Genomic DNA, 15,725 nt, shown 5'->3' on the forward strand with positions numbered 1-15,725 from the left:
ATCCGTGAGAAAGATGCGAATGTCCCTCGCACCGCGACGTGCCATCGCGGTGCTCGCCGCCGCACTGCTGGCCGGCGGCATGGCCGCGTGCGGCAACAGCGACACCGGCTCGTCCGGCGACGACAGCAAGATCGTCCTCGGGTTCTCCCAGGTCGGTGCGGAAAGCGGCTGGCGTACGGCGAACACCACCTCGATCAAGGACGCGGCCTCCGAGGCCGGGATCGAGCTGAAGTTCGACGACGCGCAGCAGAAGCAGGAGAACCAGATCAAGGCCATCCGCAACTACATCCAGCAGAAGGTCGACGTGATCGCCTTCTCGCCGGTGGTGGAGTCGGGCTGGGACACCGTGCTCAAGGAGGCCAAGGACGCGGGGATCCCGGTGATCCTGACCGACCGCGCGGTGGACTCGGCGGACAAGTCGCTGTACAAGACCTTCCTCGGCTCGGACTTCGTCAAGGAGGGCAAGGCCGCGGGTGACTGGCTGGTCCAGAACAGCCAGGACGCCACCGGCGACGTGAACATCGTCCAGCTTGAGGGCACCACCGGTTCGGCCCCGGCCAACGACCGGACCAAGGGCTTCGCCGAGGCGATCGCCGCCAACCCCAAGCTGAAGATCATCGCGTCGCAGTCCGGCGACTTCACCCGGGCCGGCGGCAAGCAGGTCATGGAGCAGTTCCTGAAGGCCAACCCGAAGATCGACGTGCTGTTCGCGCAGAACGACGACATGGGTCTGGGCGCACTGGAGGCGATCACCGCCGCCGGTAAGGTCCCCGGCAAGGACATCAAGATCATCACGATCGACGCCGTGCACGACGGCATGCAGGCCCTGGCCGACGGCAAGTTCAACTTCATCGCCGAGTGCAGCCCGCTGCTCGGGCCACAGCTGATGGACCTGGTGAAGAAGGTGCACGCCGGCGAGGAGGTGCCGCCCCGGATCGAGACCGAGGAGACCACCTTCACGCAGGACCAGGCAAAGGAAGCATTGCCCAGCCGCAAGTACTGATTGACGATGGGGGTCGCCGCGGCACACGCGGCGGCCCCCAACCGTCCCCCGGTAACCGGTGGTCCGACGGACCACCGGACCGGACCATCGGTGGACCGTACGGCTGTGTGGACCGTACGGCTCCGCCGGGCGGCCCACCGTCGGGCCAGGGATTGGTTGATCGGGCCGACCGCGCAGCCGCGTACCGCCCGCAGATAGCTTCAGGAAAGGTCTGGTGGGATGACGCAGAGCCGTCCAGTCCTGACGATGACCGGAATCAACAAGTCGTTCCCGGGCGTGCGGGCACTCCAGGACGTCGATCTCCGCCTCTTCCCGGGTGAGGTACACGCCCTCATGGGCGAGAACGGCGCCGGCAAGTCCACGCTGATCAAGGTGCTGACCGGCGTCTACGGCATCGACGAGGGCAGCATCACGCTGCGCGGCGACGAGGTCTCGTTCAGCAGCCCGATGCAGGCCTCGGCGGCCGGCGTGAGCACGGTCTACCAGGAGGTCAATCTCTGCACCAACCTGTCGGTGGCGGAGAACATCTTCATCGGCCGGGAGCCGCGCCGGTTCGGGGCGGTGCGCTGGGGCGAGATGCGCCGCCGGGCCCGCGCGCTGCTCGCCCGGCTCGAACTCGACATCGACGTGAACGCCCCGCTGGGCAGTTGCTCGCTGGCCGTGCAACAGATGGTCGCGATCGCCCGCGCCATCGACATCCAGGCCAGCGTGCTGGTCCTGGACGAGCCCACCTCCAGCCTGGACAGTGGCGAGGTCGCCCAGCTCTTCCGGATCATGCGCCAGCTCCGCGACGAGGGCATCGCGATCCTGTTCGTCACGCACTTCCTGGACCAGGTGTACGCGGTCGCCGACCGGATCACCGTGTTGCGCAACGGCCGCCTGGTGGGCGAGTACCCGACGAACGAACTGCCCCAGCTCGGCCTGGTCGAGAAGATGATCGGCAAGGAACTGGACGTACTGGAACGGCTCGACGGGCAGCACGGGCGCGACGCGACCACCGTGGCCGGGAGCGTCCCGTTCCTGGAGGCCAGCGAGCTGGGCCGCAAGGGCTCGGTGGGCCGGTTCGACCTGAGCGTGCACGCCGGCGAGGTGGTCGGCCTGGCCGGCCTGCTCGGCTCGGGCCGTACCGAGGTGGCGCGGCTGCTGTTCGGCGCCGACCGGTCGGACCACGGCGCCGTGTCGATCAACGGAAAGCCCACCGGGCTGCGCAACCCGGTCTCGGCCATCGACCACGGGATCGGCTTCTGCTCCGAGAACCGCCGCGCCGAGGGCATCATCCCGGAGCTGACCGTGCGGGAGAACCTCATCCTGGCGATGCAGGCCGCCCGCGGCTGGTTCCGCCCGATCGCCCGGCGCCGCCAGGACGAACTGGCGGAGCGGTTCATCAAGGCGATGAGCATCCGCCCGGCCGACCCCGACCTGCCGGTGGGCAACCTGTCCGGCGGCAACCAGCAGAAGGTGCTGCTGGCCCGCTGGCTGATCACCGAACCACGGCTGCTGATCCTCGACGAACCGACCCGGGGCATCGACATCGGAGCCAAGACGGAGATCCAGAAGCTGGTGGTCCAGCTCTCCGACGGCGGGATGGCGGTGCTGTTCATCTCGGCCGAACTGGACGAGGTGCTGCGGCTCAGCCACAAGATCGCGGTGATGCGGGACCGCGAGATGGTCACCCAGTTGACCAACGACGAGACCGTGAACGCCGATCGGATCATGCAGACGATCGCCGGTGGGGCGCGGGACGAACAGGGGGCGCAGGCATGAGTGACCGACCCGGCCGCTTCGCGGAGCTGACCGCACACCGGCTGTTCTGGCCGGTCGTCGTGCTGGTCGCGCTGATCGTCGCCAACACGGTCTACCGGCCCGGCTTCCTGTCCATCGAGCTCAACCACGGGCACCTGTACGGCAGCCTGATCGACATCCTGCGGCTGAGCGCGCCGCTGATCCTGGTTGCGCTCGGCATGACGCTTGTCATCTCGACCGGCGGCATCGACCTGTCGGTCGGCTCGGTCTGCGCGATCAGCGGCGCGATCGCCTGCCTCTACATCAGCCGGCAGCCCGACCAGAACAGCCCGACGGTGGTGCTCACCGCGCTGGTCCTGGCGCTGGCCGCGGCCCTGGTGCTGGGCGCCTGGAACGGCGTCCTGGTCGCCGTCATCGGGATCCAGCCGATCATCGCCACGCTGATCCTCATGGTGGCCGGGCGGGGCATCGCCCAGCTGGTCACCGAGGGACAGATCATCACGGTGAACTCCCAGCCGTACAAGGCGATCGGCGTGGGACACCTGCTCACCCTGCCGCTGGCGATCTTCATCGCGCTGGGCGTGGTGCTGCTGGTCGCCGCGGTGACCCGGCGGACCGCACTCGGCATGATCATCGAGTCGGTCGGCGGCAACGCGCGGGCGAGCCGGCTTGCCGGCATCCGGTCCGCGCGCATCACCTTCCTGGTGTACGTCATCAGCGCCGCCTGCGCGGCGATCGCCGGCTTCATGATGACCGCCAACGTCTCCAGCGCGGACGGCAACAACGCCGGGCTGTGGGTCGAACTCGACGCGATCCTGGCGGTCGTCATCGGCGGCACGTCGCTGGCCGGCGGCCGGTTCTCCCTCGGCGGCACCATCGTCGGCGCGCTGCTGATCCAGACGCTCACCACCACCGTGTACGCCATGAACATCGCGCCGCAGACGTCACTGCTGTTCAAGGCCATCGTGGTCATCATCGTGTGCCTCATCCAGGCGCCCGCCTTCCGCGCCAAGCTCGCGCGGCGCAGGCGGGCCAGACCCGCACCACCGGCCCCGGTGGCGGACGAACGGAAGGAACAGGTCCCGGCATGACCACCGCAGCGCTCACCGCCGCCCGTACCTGGGCGCGCCTGCCGCGTCGGCACATCCCGGTGCTGACCACCCTGGTGTTGCTGCTCGTCCTCTACGGCGTCGGGGTCTCGCAGTACCGGGCGTTCTCCAATGTCCAGGTCATCTTCAACGTCTTCATCGACAACGGCTTCCTGCTGGTCGTCGCCGTCGGCATGACGTTCGTGATCCTCACCGGCGGGATCGACCTGTCGGTCGGCTCGGTGGTGGCGATGACCGCGATGGTGTCGGCGTCGCTGTTGCAGCACGGCCTGCCCGCGGGACTGGTCCTGGTCATCGCGCTGCTCATCGGGCCGACGATCGGCCTGCTGATGGGCTGCGTCATCCAGTTCTTCGAGATCCAACCGTTCATCGTCACCCTCGCCGGGATGTTCTTCGCCCGCGGCATGTGCACGCTGATCAGCGGATCGTCGATCCCGATCACCGACGGGTTCTGGACGGCCATGTCGCAGAAGCGGATCGGCGACCCGCGCGGCAACTTCGTCTCGATCAGCGTGCTCATCGCGTTCGCCGTGGTGGCCGTCGCCGCGTACGTCCTCGCGTACACCCGGCTCGGCCGCAGCGTGTACGCGATCGGCGGCAACGCCCAGTCGGCGCTGCTGATGGGCCTGCCGGTGGCGCGGACCCGGGTGCTGGTCTACACGATCAGCGGCCTGTGCTCGGCGATCGGCGGGATCCTGCTGTCCTTCTACACGCTCTCCGGCGCCCCGCTGATCGCCATCGGGATGGAACTGGACGTCATCGCGGCCGTGGTGATCGGAGGGACCGTGCTCACCGGCGGCTCGGGCTACATCTTCGGCACCGTTCTCGGCGTGCTGGTGCTGGGCGTCATCCAGACCCTCATCACGTTCGACGGGAGCCTCAACTCCTGGTGGACCAAGATCGTGATCGGAGGCCTGCTCTTCGCGTTCATCCTGCTCCAACGCATCATCGGGATCCGCTACAAGTGACCGAAACATCTCGCGGAAGGCAACTCCATGGCAACGCACCCTGACCCCGAGGTCTGGTTCCTCACCGGCAGCCAGTCCCTCTACGGCGAGGACACCCTTCGCCAGGTGGCCGACCAGTCCCGTCAGATTGCGACGGTGCTGAACGACTCGCCGGACATCCCCGCCCGCGTCGTCTGGAAGCCGGTGCTGACCACCAGCGCCGACATCCTGCGGGTCTGTCGGGAAGCCGCGGCGCAGGGTGCGGTCGGGGTCATCGCGTGGATGCACACGTTCTCCCCCGCGAAGATGTGGATTTCCGGCCTGGACGCCCTGCAGACCCCGCTGCTGCACCTGCACACCCAGGCCAACGTCCTGCTCCCGTGGGACGAGATCGACATGGACTTCATGAACCTGAACCAGGCCGCGCACGGCGACCGCGAGTTCGGCTTCATCCAGACCCGGCTCGGGGTGGCCCGCAAGACCGTCGCCGGGCACGTCAGCGACCCGCGGGTGGTGACCCGGGTCGGCGCCTGGACCCGGGCGGCGCTGGGCTGGTCGGCCATGCGGTCGCTGCGGCTGGCGCGGTTCGGCGACAACATGCGGGACGTCGCCGTGACCGAGGGCGACAAGGTCGAGGCCGAGCTGCGGTTCGGCGTGTCGGTCAACACCTACGGGGTCAACGACCTGGTCAAGGTCGTCGACGAGGTGGCCGACGCCGAGGTGGACGCGCTGGTCAAGGAGTACGACGACACGTACCGCGTGGTGACGCCGCTGCGGCCCGGCGGCGAGCGGCACGACTCGCTGCGCTACGCGGCCCGGCTGGAGATCGGCCTGCGCACCTTCCTGGACGCCGGCGGGTTCCGGGCCTTCACCACGAACTTCGAGGACCTGGGCGGCCTGCGGCAACTGCCCGGCATCGCCGTGCAGCGGCTGATGGCCGACGGCTACGGCTTCGGCGGCGAGGGCGACTGGAAGACCTCCGTCCTGGTCCGGACGATGAAGGCGATGGCCGTCGGCGTCTCCGGCGGAACGTCCTTCATGGAGGACTACACCTACGACCTGACCCCCGGTCAGGAACTGGTGCTCGGCGCGCACATGCTGGAGGTCTGCCCGTCGATCTCCGCCGGCGTGCCGAACGTGGAGATCCACCCGCTGGGCATCGGCGGTCGGGAGGACCCGGTCCGGCTGGTCTTCGACGCGCAGCCCGGCCCCGGCGTGGTGCTCGGGCTGGCCGACATGGGGGAGCGGTTCCGGCTGGTGGCCAACGAGATCGAGGTGGTGCCGCCGCCGCAGCCGCTGCGCAGCCTGCCGGTGGCCCGCGCGGTGTGGCGGCCCCAGCCCGACCTGCCGGGTTCGGCCGAGGCGTGGATCACGGCTGGCGCACCCCACCACACCGTGCTGTCCCAGGCCGTCGGGGTGGAGGAACTGCACGACCTGGCCGAGATGGCGCGCACCGAACTGGTGGTCATCGACGCCGAGACCCGGACCCGCCGGTTCGCCGACGAGCTGCGCTGGAACCAGGCGTACTACCGGCTCGCCCGCGGATTCTGAGACCCTCTCCAACCCGCCGGACCGGTCACCGTCTTATCGAACGGATTTCGGCGGCACGGCCGGCGACCGGATCGCCGTGGGGCGCCGGTGACCATCGGAAGTAATCCGGTTGCCGGGCGCAACAACGTCACTTTCGCCGGCCCGGTCGCACGATCCGGGCCGGCGACGATCCGACCCCGGTCATCGGTTCCTGCAAAACGCGGTACGGCTATCCGGTAACGGTGGGTGGTCGGTCCGGACCGTGGCCGGCTTCGTCGGTGGACGGCCCGCTCAACCGGACCCGTCGATGCGTTCGGCAGCCGAACTCCGGTCGCCGGTTCGGCCGGCCCGGCCCAGTGTTTCCCCAGGCCGCAGTGGCAGCTCGTGAGGGGAATCACAGCCATCCCGGCGTTCGTCATCCTCAAAAACATCCACCAATGTTTCGGTCCCGGGATTTCGCTCGCCGCGGGTGGACCCGAGCGGGCGTGCCGACGAATCGTGGCCGTGCCGACGATGCCGCGCCGGGGGAGCCTTTCCGCGCCGTAACCGGCGGGCGATAAATGACGGAACACCGTGTGTGGAAAGCGACGCCCCATGTTGCCTGCTCTCGGCCAATGGTGTGGCCTGGCGTACACTGTTGAGGATCTAGCGCTACCAACCCCGGAACGCCGGAGTGGGCACCGCGAGGTGATCGGGCAACCCTGGCCGCTCCAGTCATCGTCGACAGGCTGCGGCGACCGACTGGCAGGCGGGGGGAGTGACATGACCGTGCGCGGTCCTGCGATGACGGATGTGGCCCGACTCGCCGGCGTTTCCCATCAGACGGTGTCGCGGGTGCTCAACGGGCACCCCAACGTTCGCGAACAGACCCGGTTGCGGGTGCAGGCCGCCATCGCCGAACTCGGCTACCGGCCCAACCGGGCCGCCCGCACGCTGGTGACCGGCCGTTCCCAGGTGATCGGCGTGGTCGCCCAGAACACCACACTGTACGGTCCCGCGTCCCTGCTCGCCGCCCTGGAACAGACGGCCGCCGAGGAGGGCTTCGCGGTCAGCGTCGGCAGCGTGCGCAACCTCGACCACCGGTCGATCTCCGAGGTGGTCGAGCGGCACCTGGCCCACCGGGTCGCCGGCATCGTCGTGATCGCGCCGGTCGAGTCCGCCGGCGAGGCGTTGGAGCGCCTGCCCCAGGACGTCCCGCTGGTCACCGTCGACGGCGACCCCCGCCGACCGATGCCGCTGGTGACCGTCGACCAGGCCGCCGGCGCCCGTGAGGCCACCCGGCACCTGCTCGACGCCGGTCACCGCACGGTCTGGCACGTGTCCGGCCCCTCCGACTGGTTCGACAGCGCCGGGCGGATCGAGGGTTGGCGGGACGCGCTGCTGACGGCCGGTGCGGACATCCCGCCGCTGATGCCGGCGGACTGGTCCGCGTCCTCCGGCTACCGCTGCGGTCAGGTGCTGGCCCGGATGCCCGACGTGACCGCGGTGTTCACCGCCAACGACCACCTCGCGCTCGGCGTGCTCCGCGCGCTGCACGAGTACGGCCGGCGGGTGCCCGAGGAGATCAGCCTGGTGGGCTTCGACGACGTGCCGGAGGCCGCGTTCTTCCTGCCGCCGCTGACCACCATCCGGCCGGACTTCGACGCCGTCGCGCAGGCGAGCCTCAGCCTGCTGCTGGCCCAGATCGAGTCCGGCATCGGCGGCCCGCTCCGGCAGACGATCGCGCCGACGCTGGTGGCCCGGGAGAGCGTGGCCGCGCCCCAGCGCTGAACCGGCCGGCGAGGCGTACCGGGCAGACTGCTCGCGCCGTGGGACCGCGGCGCGGGCGGTGCCGGAGGATCGGAGCCGCGGGCCGCGCCGGGCCGTGCCCGCCGTCCGTCGGGCCGTGCCGTCCGTCGGGCCGTGCCGTCCGTCGGGCCGTGCCGTCCGTCGGGCCGTGCCGTCCGTCGGGCCGTGCCGTCCGTCGGGCCGTGCCGTCCGTCGGGCCGTGCCGGGGGTCGGGCCGTGCCGGTCGTGGGGCCGTGCCGGCCGTGGCGTCCGTGCCGGGGGTCGGGGCGGCGGCTGCGTACGCTGGTGGGCGTCCCGCCCCCGCCCTGGAGATCGTGATGCCCCGACCCGCCGCCACCATCCGGGCCGCCCGGCCCGCGGACACCGCCGCGCTCGTCGACCTGGTCGAATCCGCGTACCGCGGGCAGCGCAGCCGGGCCGGCTGGACCCATGAGGCGGACCTGCTGGCCGGCCAGCGCGCCGACGCGGCGATGGTCGGCGACGCGGTCGACCATCCGGACGGCGTCGTGCTGGTCGCCGAGGACGACAGCGGGATCGTCGGCTGCTGCCAACTGGAACGCCGCGACGACCACGCCTACTTCGGCATGTTCGCGGTCTCGCCCGGCCGCCAGGGCGGCGGGCTGGGCCGGGTGCTGCTGGCCGAGGCCGAGCGGTACGCCCGCGACGAATGGGGCAGCGCCGAACTGCGGATGACGGTCATCGCGCAGCGCGCGGACCTGATCGCCTGGTACGAGCGCCGGGGCTACGCCCGCACCGGCGAGACGGCGCCGTTCCCCTACGGCGACGAGCGGTTCGGGCTGCCCTTGCGGCCGGACCTGGTGTTCGAGACCCTGGCCAGGAAGCTCGGCTGACGCCGGCGGCCGCCGGCCGCGGGACCGCCGACCGCGGGCGCCCCCGGCCGCCGGCCGCTGGCGGTGTCGGCCGCCGGACCGCGGGCGCGGCGAACTGTCGTACCCGGTGGGCAGACTGCGTGCCGTCCCGGCTTTCCCGCCGCGCGGTGGAAAGGTCGCCAGGGTGACCGGCGGCGCGACCGATGAGTTTCGGCGGGCCGGCCGGTCTGATCTCAGACGCTGTCGGCAGGACCGGAGGGAAACGACACATGACCGGCGTACGGATACTCGTGGGCACCCGCAAGGGCGCCTTCACCCTGACCTCGGACGGCACCCGCGACGAGTGGAAGGTCGACGGGCCGCACTTCGGCGGCTGGGAGATCTACCATCTCAACGGATCGCCGGCCGACCCCGACCGGCTGTACGCGTCGCAGTCCAGCGGCTGGTTCGGACAGTTGATCCAGCGTTCCGACGACGGCGGCCGGACCTGGTCCGCGGTCGGCAACGACTTCACCTACGCCGGTGAGGTCGGCGAGCACCTGTGGTACGACGGCACCCCGCGGCCGTGGGAGTTCAAGCGCATCTGGCACCTGGAGCCGTCCCGTGACGACCCCGACACGGTGTACGCGGGCGCCGAGGACGCGGCCCTGTACGTCACCCGCGACGGTGGGCAGAAGTGGCAGGAGCTGACCGCGCTGCGCCGGCACCCGACCGGTCCGGGCTGGCAGCCCGGCGCCGGCGGCATGTGTCTGCACACGATCATCCTGGACCCGGTGCACCCGGACCGGATCTATCTGGCGATCTCGGCGGCGGGCGCGTTCCGCAGCGACGACGCCGGGGCGAGCTGGCTGCCGATCAACAAGGGTCTGCGGTCCGGGGAGATCCCGGACGAGGACTCCGAGGTCGGCCACTGCGTGCACCACATCACCCAGCATCCGTCCCGGCCGGACACGCTGTTCATGCAGAAGCACTGGGACGTGATGCGCAGCGACGACGCCGGCGCGAACTGGCGGGAGGTCAGCGGCAACCTGCCGTCGGACTTCGGTTTCCCGATCGCGGTGCACCCGCACGAGCCGGAGACCATCTACGTGGTGCCGATCAAGAGCGACTCGGAGCACTACCCGCCGGAGGGCAAGCTGCGCGTCTACCGCAGCCGGACCGGCGGCGACGAGTGGGAGCCGCTGGTCGACGGGCTGCCGCAGGCCAACTGCTACGTCAACGTGCTGCGGGACGCCATGGCGGTGGACACCCTTGACCCGGCCGGCATCTACTTCGGCACCACCGGTGGCCAGGTGTACCGCTCGGCCGACGGCGGCGACACCTGGGCGCCGATCGTCCGGGACCTGCCGGCGGTGCTCTCGGTCGAGGCCCAGGTGTTGCCGTGATCCGGGTGATCCTGCCGGCCCACCTGAAGAACCTGGCCAAGGTCAGCGGCGAGGTCCGGCTGGAGGTGCCCGCACCGACCGCGGCCGGTCCGGTCACCCAGCGCCTGGTGCTGGACGCCCTTGAGTCGCGCTTCCCGGTGCTGGTCGGCACGATCCGGGAGCGCGACACCGGTCGGCGGCGGGCGCTCGTGCGCTTCTACGCCTGCGAGGAGGACCTGTCCAACGCTCCACCGGACGAGCCGCTGCCGGAGCGGGTGGCCGCCGGTGCCGAGCCGTTCATCATCCTCGGCGCGATGGCGGGGGGATGACTGCGGCGCGGTGGGCGCCGGGCCAGGAACGCACGCACCCGCGGGGTGGCGCCACCGTCGCGGGCCAGGTCTCGACCGGGCGTGTGATGCGGTGGTGCCACCGCCGCGTCGGCGCCTTCGTGCTGCCTGCGGACAACCTGTGCGCGGCTCGGCCAACGGCCGGCGCTCGACGCCAAGCCGCGCCGCCTCCGGGACCGAGATCCGTCCGGGTCTCCCAGCCCTGCGTCGCCGAGAGCAGGGCCGCGTGCGACGGCCGTGCTCGGACCTGCATGCTTTGCCAATGCGACAGCTCACAGTTCTGGGAGGTTGCGGCGCCTACCCGGAGCCGGGCCGGGCCTGCAGCGGCTTCCTGCTCGAATGGGACGGGTTCCGCCTGGTGCTCGACCTCGGCTACGCGACCCTGCCACGTCTGCTCACCCACTGCCCGGACGCTGCCGTGGACGCGGTGGTCATCACCCACGAGCACCCCGACCACTGCATCGACCTGCACGGACTGTTCCGGATCCACCTCTACGGGCCGGCCCGTGGCCGCCGGATTCCGCTGTACTGCACCCCGGGCGTGCCGTCCCGGCTCGCCGCCCTGGAACCCGACGTGGACCTGGACGCGGTGTTCGACATCCACCAACTGCCCGGAAGTTACCAGGTCGGCCCGTTCACCCTGACTGGCGTTCTGCTTCCGCATTACGTGCCCGATGCCGGCATCCGGCTGGAGACCGACGGATTCGCGCTCGCCTACACCGGCGACACCGGCCCGCACCAGCGCCTGGCCCAGTTGGGCAGGGACGTCGACCTGTTCATCGTCGAGGCCACCGACCGCGCCGGGGAAACCCGGCAATCCCAGCGTAACCTCCTCACCTCCTCCGAGGCCGGACGATGGGCGGCCCGGGCGGGCGCACGCCGCCTGATGCTCACTCACTTCTGGCCGGGCAACGACAGGAGGACCGCCGTCGAGTCGGCACGCGCCGGCTTCGACGCAGAAGTGCTCACCGCGGAAGAGGACCTGGTCATCCCACTCGACGCCACCTGAACCCACCGCCCGGAACTGCCAGTGGTGGTGTGCGTCGAGGTCTTGTCGGGACCGCTGAGATCGAGCAGACTCCGGCGCGGTAGGCGCCGGGTCAGGAAGGTACGCGCTGCTGGAGACGTCCTCGTCTTCGAGGGGTCGGTGCTGCGCGGCGCGGCGAAAACGCCGTGCTGCCGGTGAGCTGGCGGCGATGGAATCCTGTGGTTCAGCGCGGGCGGCGGTAGTGCATGGCCACCACGCCGTTGCGCAGCGGGACCGCCGAAAGCAACTCCAGCACCCGCGCGCCGCGCCGCCAGCCCTGGTACAGCGTGGGACCGTGGCCGGCGATCCTGGGTTGGAGGAGCAGCTTGTACTCGTCGATCAGGTCCAGCCGGTCGAGCTCGGTGGCGAGCTTGCCGCTTCCAAGGAGAACCCCGGCCGGGGTCGCGTCCTTGAGCTTCTGCACACCCTCGCGCAGATCACCGGCGATGTGGTGGCTGTTGGCCCACGGGAAGTCCCTGCGCGTCGAGGACACCACGTACTTCGGTTTGGCCCCCAGCTTGACCGCCCACTCGCGCATGGCCGGCGGCACCTTCTCGTCGCCGCGGGCAACGGCCGGCCAGTAGCCCTCCATCAGCTCGTAGGTGACCCGGCCCCACAGCATTGCCCCGCACTCGTCCATGAGACGGGTGAAGAATGCGCGCGTCTCGTCATCGGCGATCCCCTCCTGGTGGTCGACGCAACCGTCCAGGGTGAGGTTGTGGCTGAAGATGAGCAGGCCCATGTCTGGCGACTCTAACGCCCCCACCACCGCGGGGCCGATACGCTCGGGCCCGTGATCGGGTTGGGTAGCCGGACACGGTCCCAGCCGGCGCCTTCCCGAGTTGTCTGGGCATCGCTGATCCGGCCTCGCGATCTCGCGGCTCGGCAATTCTTGGACCCGTGGAAACCCCAAACGGCCGTCTCACGACACCCCGGTGTCCGGGTAGGCCGGCGGCCGGGTGCGAAACGCGGGTCCGGCCACCTGTCCGGGCCGTCGCGTACTCGGCTTGGCGCAGCAGCGGGGAAGTGTGCAGAGTTGTTGTCGCCCGGGCGACAACAACTCTGCACACTTTGCCAATCCCGCGGTGCGTCGACGGGCGCTGCGCGTTGTCACGGAGCAACCGGCCCCGCCGGTCGCGGCCCGGCCCCGGCCCCGGGCCCGATCCGATCCGATCCGGCCCGGCCCGATCCGATCCGATCCGGCCCGGTCCGATCCGATCCGATCCGGCCCGGCCCGATCCGATCCGATCCGGCCCGGTCCGATCCGATCCGGCCCGATCCGATCCGATCCGGCCCGATCCGATCCGGCCCGATCCGATCCGGCCCGATCCGATCCGATCGGACGGTACGGAAACCGTGGACGGCGGCGCCGTGGACACACCTGTCACCGTTTGCCGGTGGTGATGGTGCCGCGGCGCCGCCGTCGGATCGTTCGCAGTGGATCAGGCCCAGCCGGCGCTGACCACCCAGCTCACGTCGTCACCCCACACCGAACTGGCGTCGTAGTCGTGCACGCCGCCGTTGCTGGCGATGTAGACGTTGTTGTTGTAGTGCCGGATGTTCCTGGTCGGGTAGTTGTACGACCGGAACGTGTTGCCCTGGCCGTTGAAGCCGGTCTGCGGGCAGAACGTCGCGTCCTGGGCGAAGATCGCGCTGCCGTCGTTGGCGTTCAGGGTCAGTTGGAAGTTGTAGTGCCGCAGGTAGCTGCCGGGGGTGTCGCGCGACTCGAACGACCGGCACGCGCTGTTGGCCAGCCCGGCCCGTGCCACGAAGCTTGCCTGCGCCTTCGCGGTCGAGGAACTCGACGAGGTGACCACGGCGGTGGAGACGGTGGAGCCGGAGTGCGAGATGTACCGGGTCGTGCAGCAGGCGGTGGTGGCCCGCAGCGAGACCGAGGATCCGACGTTCACCGCCGGGCCGCTGGTGATCGAGGTCGTGGCGTAGCCGGCGGCGGTGATGTTGGCCTGGACCGCGTTCTCGGTGGCGTCGGTCGGATATCCGGAGGTCATCACGCCCTCGTAGAAGGTGCCGGCCCCGCTGACGCTGTTGTCGCCGCCGATGCCCAGGATGATGGCGCCTTCCTTCTTCATCGGGTTGTAGCCCGAGGCGTTCGGCCGGACCCCGTTGTAGTACGTCGACAGCCCGCCGGACTGGGCGTTGCCGCCGCGGATGGCCCAGTGGTTCGGCTCGCCCTTGATGATCGCCGTGAGGAACCGGTGGGTGACCGTCGGGTCGTTGGCGTTGTAGCGCGTGTTGACGCCGGAGAAGAGGCCGTTCTCCAGGTCGGCCATGATCCACGGCCCGTTGCCGGTGCCGTACCCCCAGGCCGTGATGTTGCCGAAGTAGATGGCCTCCATGGTGCCGTTGCCGTTGTCCCGGCTGTTGGTCTCGGCGTTGCCGTAGTCGAAGCAGCAGCCGTTGTTGTAGTGCGTGCCGTCGAAGATCGCGTACATGCCCTCGGGCTGGTCGCCGGTGGCGATCCCGTTGGTGGAGTTGTTGCGGTAGCCGGTGCCCGGCGAGACGAAGACGCCGTACGCCTTGTGGCCGCCCACGGTGACCGGTGCCACGTTCGCGCCGGCGAGGTTGTCGTAACCGTTCGCCTCGGGGCCGCTGAACCCGCCGGGCGGGGCCTGGGTCAGGTCGTTGCCCCGGCCGCTCTGGTCGTAGATGCGGGTGATCAGGCAGGTGGTGTTCGCGCAGAACGAGTCCTGGATGGACGCGTCGGCCACCCCGCCGGCGGTCAGCGGGGTGATGCTGCGGTACGTGTTGTCCGAGGCCCGACGGACCTGGTACAGGTAGCCGGTGTAGGAGCCGTACAGCGCCCGGGTGGTGCTGTGCGCGGCCACACACGGGGTGCCACCGGACGCGTAGATGTCGCAGGGCTGGGAGGTGGCGGCCTGTGACACGCCGCCGTTGACGAGCGCGCCGGCGACGAGCGCCGCCACGCCGGCGACGCTCAGGGCGATTCGGCGTACGCGCCGAGTGGGGGTTGATGTTGCCATGGGTGACCTTTCCGTGGCGGGGTGTGGTCCGGTTGGGTCAACCGTGGGGCGGCGGGAGCCAGCCGCGTGGGGCGGCGGGCGGCCGTCGGTGGGGGAACCCCTGTTGATCGACCGGGGGCGATGGACCGCTTGTGAGCGTTAACATAGTGGACACTCGTGAGCGACGCAACGGCAACCGGCGTGCCCGCAGGTCGCCGGAGTCCGTCACCGGACGGATCCGCCCGGCCCGCTCCGGACGCCCGCGCGCTCCGCGTCACCGGCTAGCGCCACCGCCGGTCAGCGCCACCGCCGGTCAGCGCCACCGCCGGTCAGCGCCACCAACGGTCAGCGCCACCGCCGGGTAGCGCCACCGCCGGATAGCGCCACCAACGGTCAGCGCCACCGCCGGGTAGCGTCGGCGCATGCCCGTCTCGCCCTACATCGCCCGGCTGCGCGCCCACGTCGGCACCGACCTGCTGCTCCTGCCCAGCGCCAGCGGCGTGGTGCACGATGCCGATGGGCGGGTGCTGCTGGTGCGGCGCAGCGACAACGGCCGCTGGTCGCTGCCGGCCGGCGTCATCGACCCCGGCGAGCAGCCCGCGGACGCGGTGCTGCGGGAGGTGTACGAGGAGACCGGGGTACGGGTACGGATCGACGGGGTGGGCGGGGTGGCCACCCATCCGGCGGTCTATCCGAACGGCGATCGGTGCGAATATCTGCACGTCTGGTTCCGGTGCCGGGCGGTGGCCGGCGAACCCCGGGTCAACGACGACGAGTCGACCGAGGTCGCGTGGTTCGAACCGGACCGGCTGCCCGACCTCGACGGGTGGGCACGGCTGCGGATCGACACCGCCGGCGGTCCGGACGCCCCAGCCTGGCACGCCCGCCCCGGCGAGCGGCATCCCGCGCTGTGCCAACCCGACGCGCTCTGAACCTCCGGCGGCCCGCCGGGCCGCGCCGTCTGCCACACGCCGCGCCGCCTACCGGCGCCACGACCGCCTGCCACGCGCCACGACCGCCTGCCACGCGCCACGACCGCCTGCCACACGCCGCGCC

At 70.7% G+C, this 15,725-nt stretch carries 13 protein-coding genes; 11 read left to right on the forward strand and 2 right to left on the reverse strand.

The features are described from left to right. Window positions 1–13: 13 nt before the first annotated feature. From CIK06_RS13050 to CIK06_RS13095, 10 genes are all read left to right on the forward strand, one after another. Complete coding sequence (locus CIK06_RS13050) at window positions 14–1,003, forward strand: ABC transporter substrate-binding protein (RefSeq protein WP_232534300.1); 990 nt, start codon at window positions 14–16, stop codon at window positions 1,001–1,003. 219 nt (window positions 1,004–1,222) lie between these two features. Next, window positions 1,223–2,767 carry a sugar ABC transporter ATP-binding protein gene (locus CIK06_RS13055; protein ID WP_095565059.1) on the forward strand — a complete coding sequence of 515 codons (1,545 nt, stop codon included), beginning with the start codon at window positions 1,223–1,225 and terminating at the stop codon, window positions 2,765–2,767. After that, window positions 2,764–3,837, forward strand: a complete 1,074-nt coding sequence (locus CIK06_RS13060) for an ABC transporter permease (protein ID WP_095565060.1) — start codon at window positions 2,764–2,766, stop codon at window positions 3,835–3,837. The genes CIK06_RS13055 and CIK06_RS13060 overlap by 4 nt, the downstream gene beginning before the upstream one ends. Beyond that, window positions 3,834–4,823, forward strand: coding sequence for a galactofuranose ABC transporter, permease protein YjfF (gene yjfF / locus CIK06_RS13065; RefSeq protein WP_095565061.1), 990 nt, complete (start codon window positions 3,834–3,836; stop codon window positions 4,821–4,823). Before CIK06_RS13060 ends, yjfF begins: the two co-directional genes overlap by 4 nt. A 27-nt stretch (window positions 4,824–4,850) precedes the next feature. Beyond that, entirely contained in the window at window positions 4,851–6,353 is a 1,503-nt protein-coding gene (gene araA, locus CIK06_RS13070) for an L-arabinose isomerase (RefSeq protein WP_095565062.1), read from the forward strand. Between the two features lie 762 nt (window positions 6,354–7,115). Continuing rightward, window positions 7,116–8,102 carry a LacI family DNA-binding transcriptional regulator gene (locus CIK06_RS13075; protein ID WP_198348233.1) on the forward strand — a complete coding sequence of 329 codons (987 nt, stop codon included), beginning with the start codon at window positions 7,116–7,118 and terminating at the stop codon, window positions 8,100–8,102. A 335-nt stretch (window positions 8,103–8,437) separates the two neighbouring features. Beyond that, the gene (locus CIK06_RS13080; RefSeq protein ID WP_095567785.1) at window positions 8,438–8,971 is read left to right on the forward strand and encodes a GNAT family N-acetyltransferase; all 534 of its coding nucleotides are present in this window, start codon (window positions 8,438–8,440) and stop codon (window positions 8,969–8,971) included. A 248-nt stretch (window positions 8,972–9,219) separates the two neighbouring features. Continuing rightward, the gene (locus CIK06_RS13085; RefSeq protein WP_095565063.1) at window positions 9,220–10,335 is read left to right on the forward strand and encodes a sialidase family protein; all 1,116 of its coding nucleotides are present in this window, start codon (window positions 9,220–9,222) and stop codon (window positions 10,333–10,335) included. Next, the gene (locus CIK06_RS13090) at window positions 10,332–10,643 is read left to right on the forward strand and encodes a MoaD/ThiS family protein (protein ID WP_095565064.1); all 312 of its coding nucleotides are present in this window, start codon (window positions 10,332–10,334) and stop codon (window positions 10,641–10,643) included. Before CIK06_RS13085 ends, CIK06_RS13090 begins: the two co-directional genes overlap by 4 nt. A gap of 280 nt (window positions 10,644–10,923) precedes the next feature. Then, window positions 10,924–11,670 carry an MBL fold metallo-hydrolase gene (locus CIK06_RS13095; RefSeq protein WP_095565065.1) on the forward strand — a complete coding sequence of 249 codons (747 nt, stop codon included), beginning with the start codon at window positions 10,924–10,926 and terminating at the stop codon, window positions 11,668–11,670. A gap of 202 nt (window positions 11,671–11,872) precedes the next feature. Here CIK06_RS13095 and CIK06_RS13100 read toward each other — a convergent pair whose 3' ends face one another. Continuing rightward, complete coding sequence (locus CIK06_RS13100) at window positions 11,873–12,430, reverse strand: dihydrofolate reductase family protein (RefSeq protein WP_095565066.1); 558 nt, start codon at window positions 12,428–12,430, stop codon at window positions 11,873–11,875. Between the two features lie 700 nt (window positions 12,431–13,130). Then, window positions 13,131–14,633, reverse strand: a complete 1,503-nt coding sequence (locus CIK06_RS13110) for an alpha-L-arabinofuranosidase B (protein WP_369916140.1) — start codon at window positions 14,631–14,633, stop codon at window positions 13,131–13,133. Window positions 14,634–15,091: 458 nt separating this feature from the next. Between CIK06_RS13110 and CIK06_RS13115 the strand changes: the two genes are divergently transcribed. Further along, on the forward strand, window positions 15,092–15,601 hold the full coding sequence (locus CIK06_RS13115) for an NUDIX domain-containing protein (protein WP_095565069.1): 510 nt from the start codon (window positions 15,092–15,094) through the stop codon (window positions 15,599–15,601). Window positions 15,602–15,725 lie beyond the last annotated feature (124 nt).

It is taken from the genome of Plantactinospora sp. KBS50 (assembly GCF_002285795.1).
Classification (GTDB): domain Bacteria; phylum Actinomycetota; class Actinomycetes; order Mycobacteriales; family Micromonosporaceae; genus KBS50.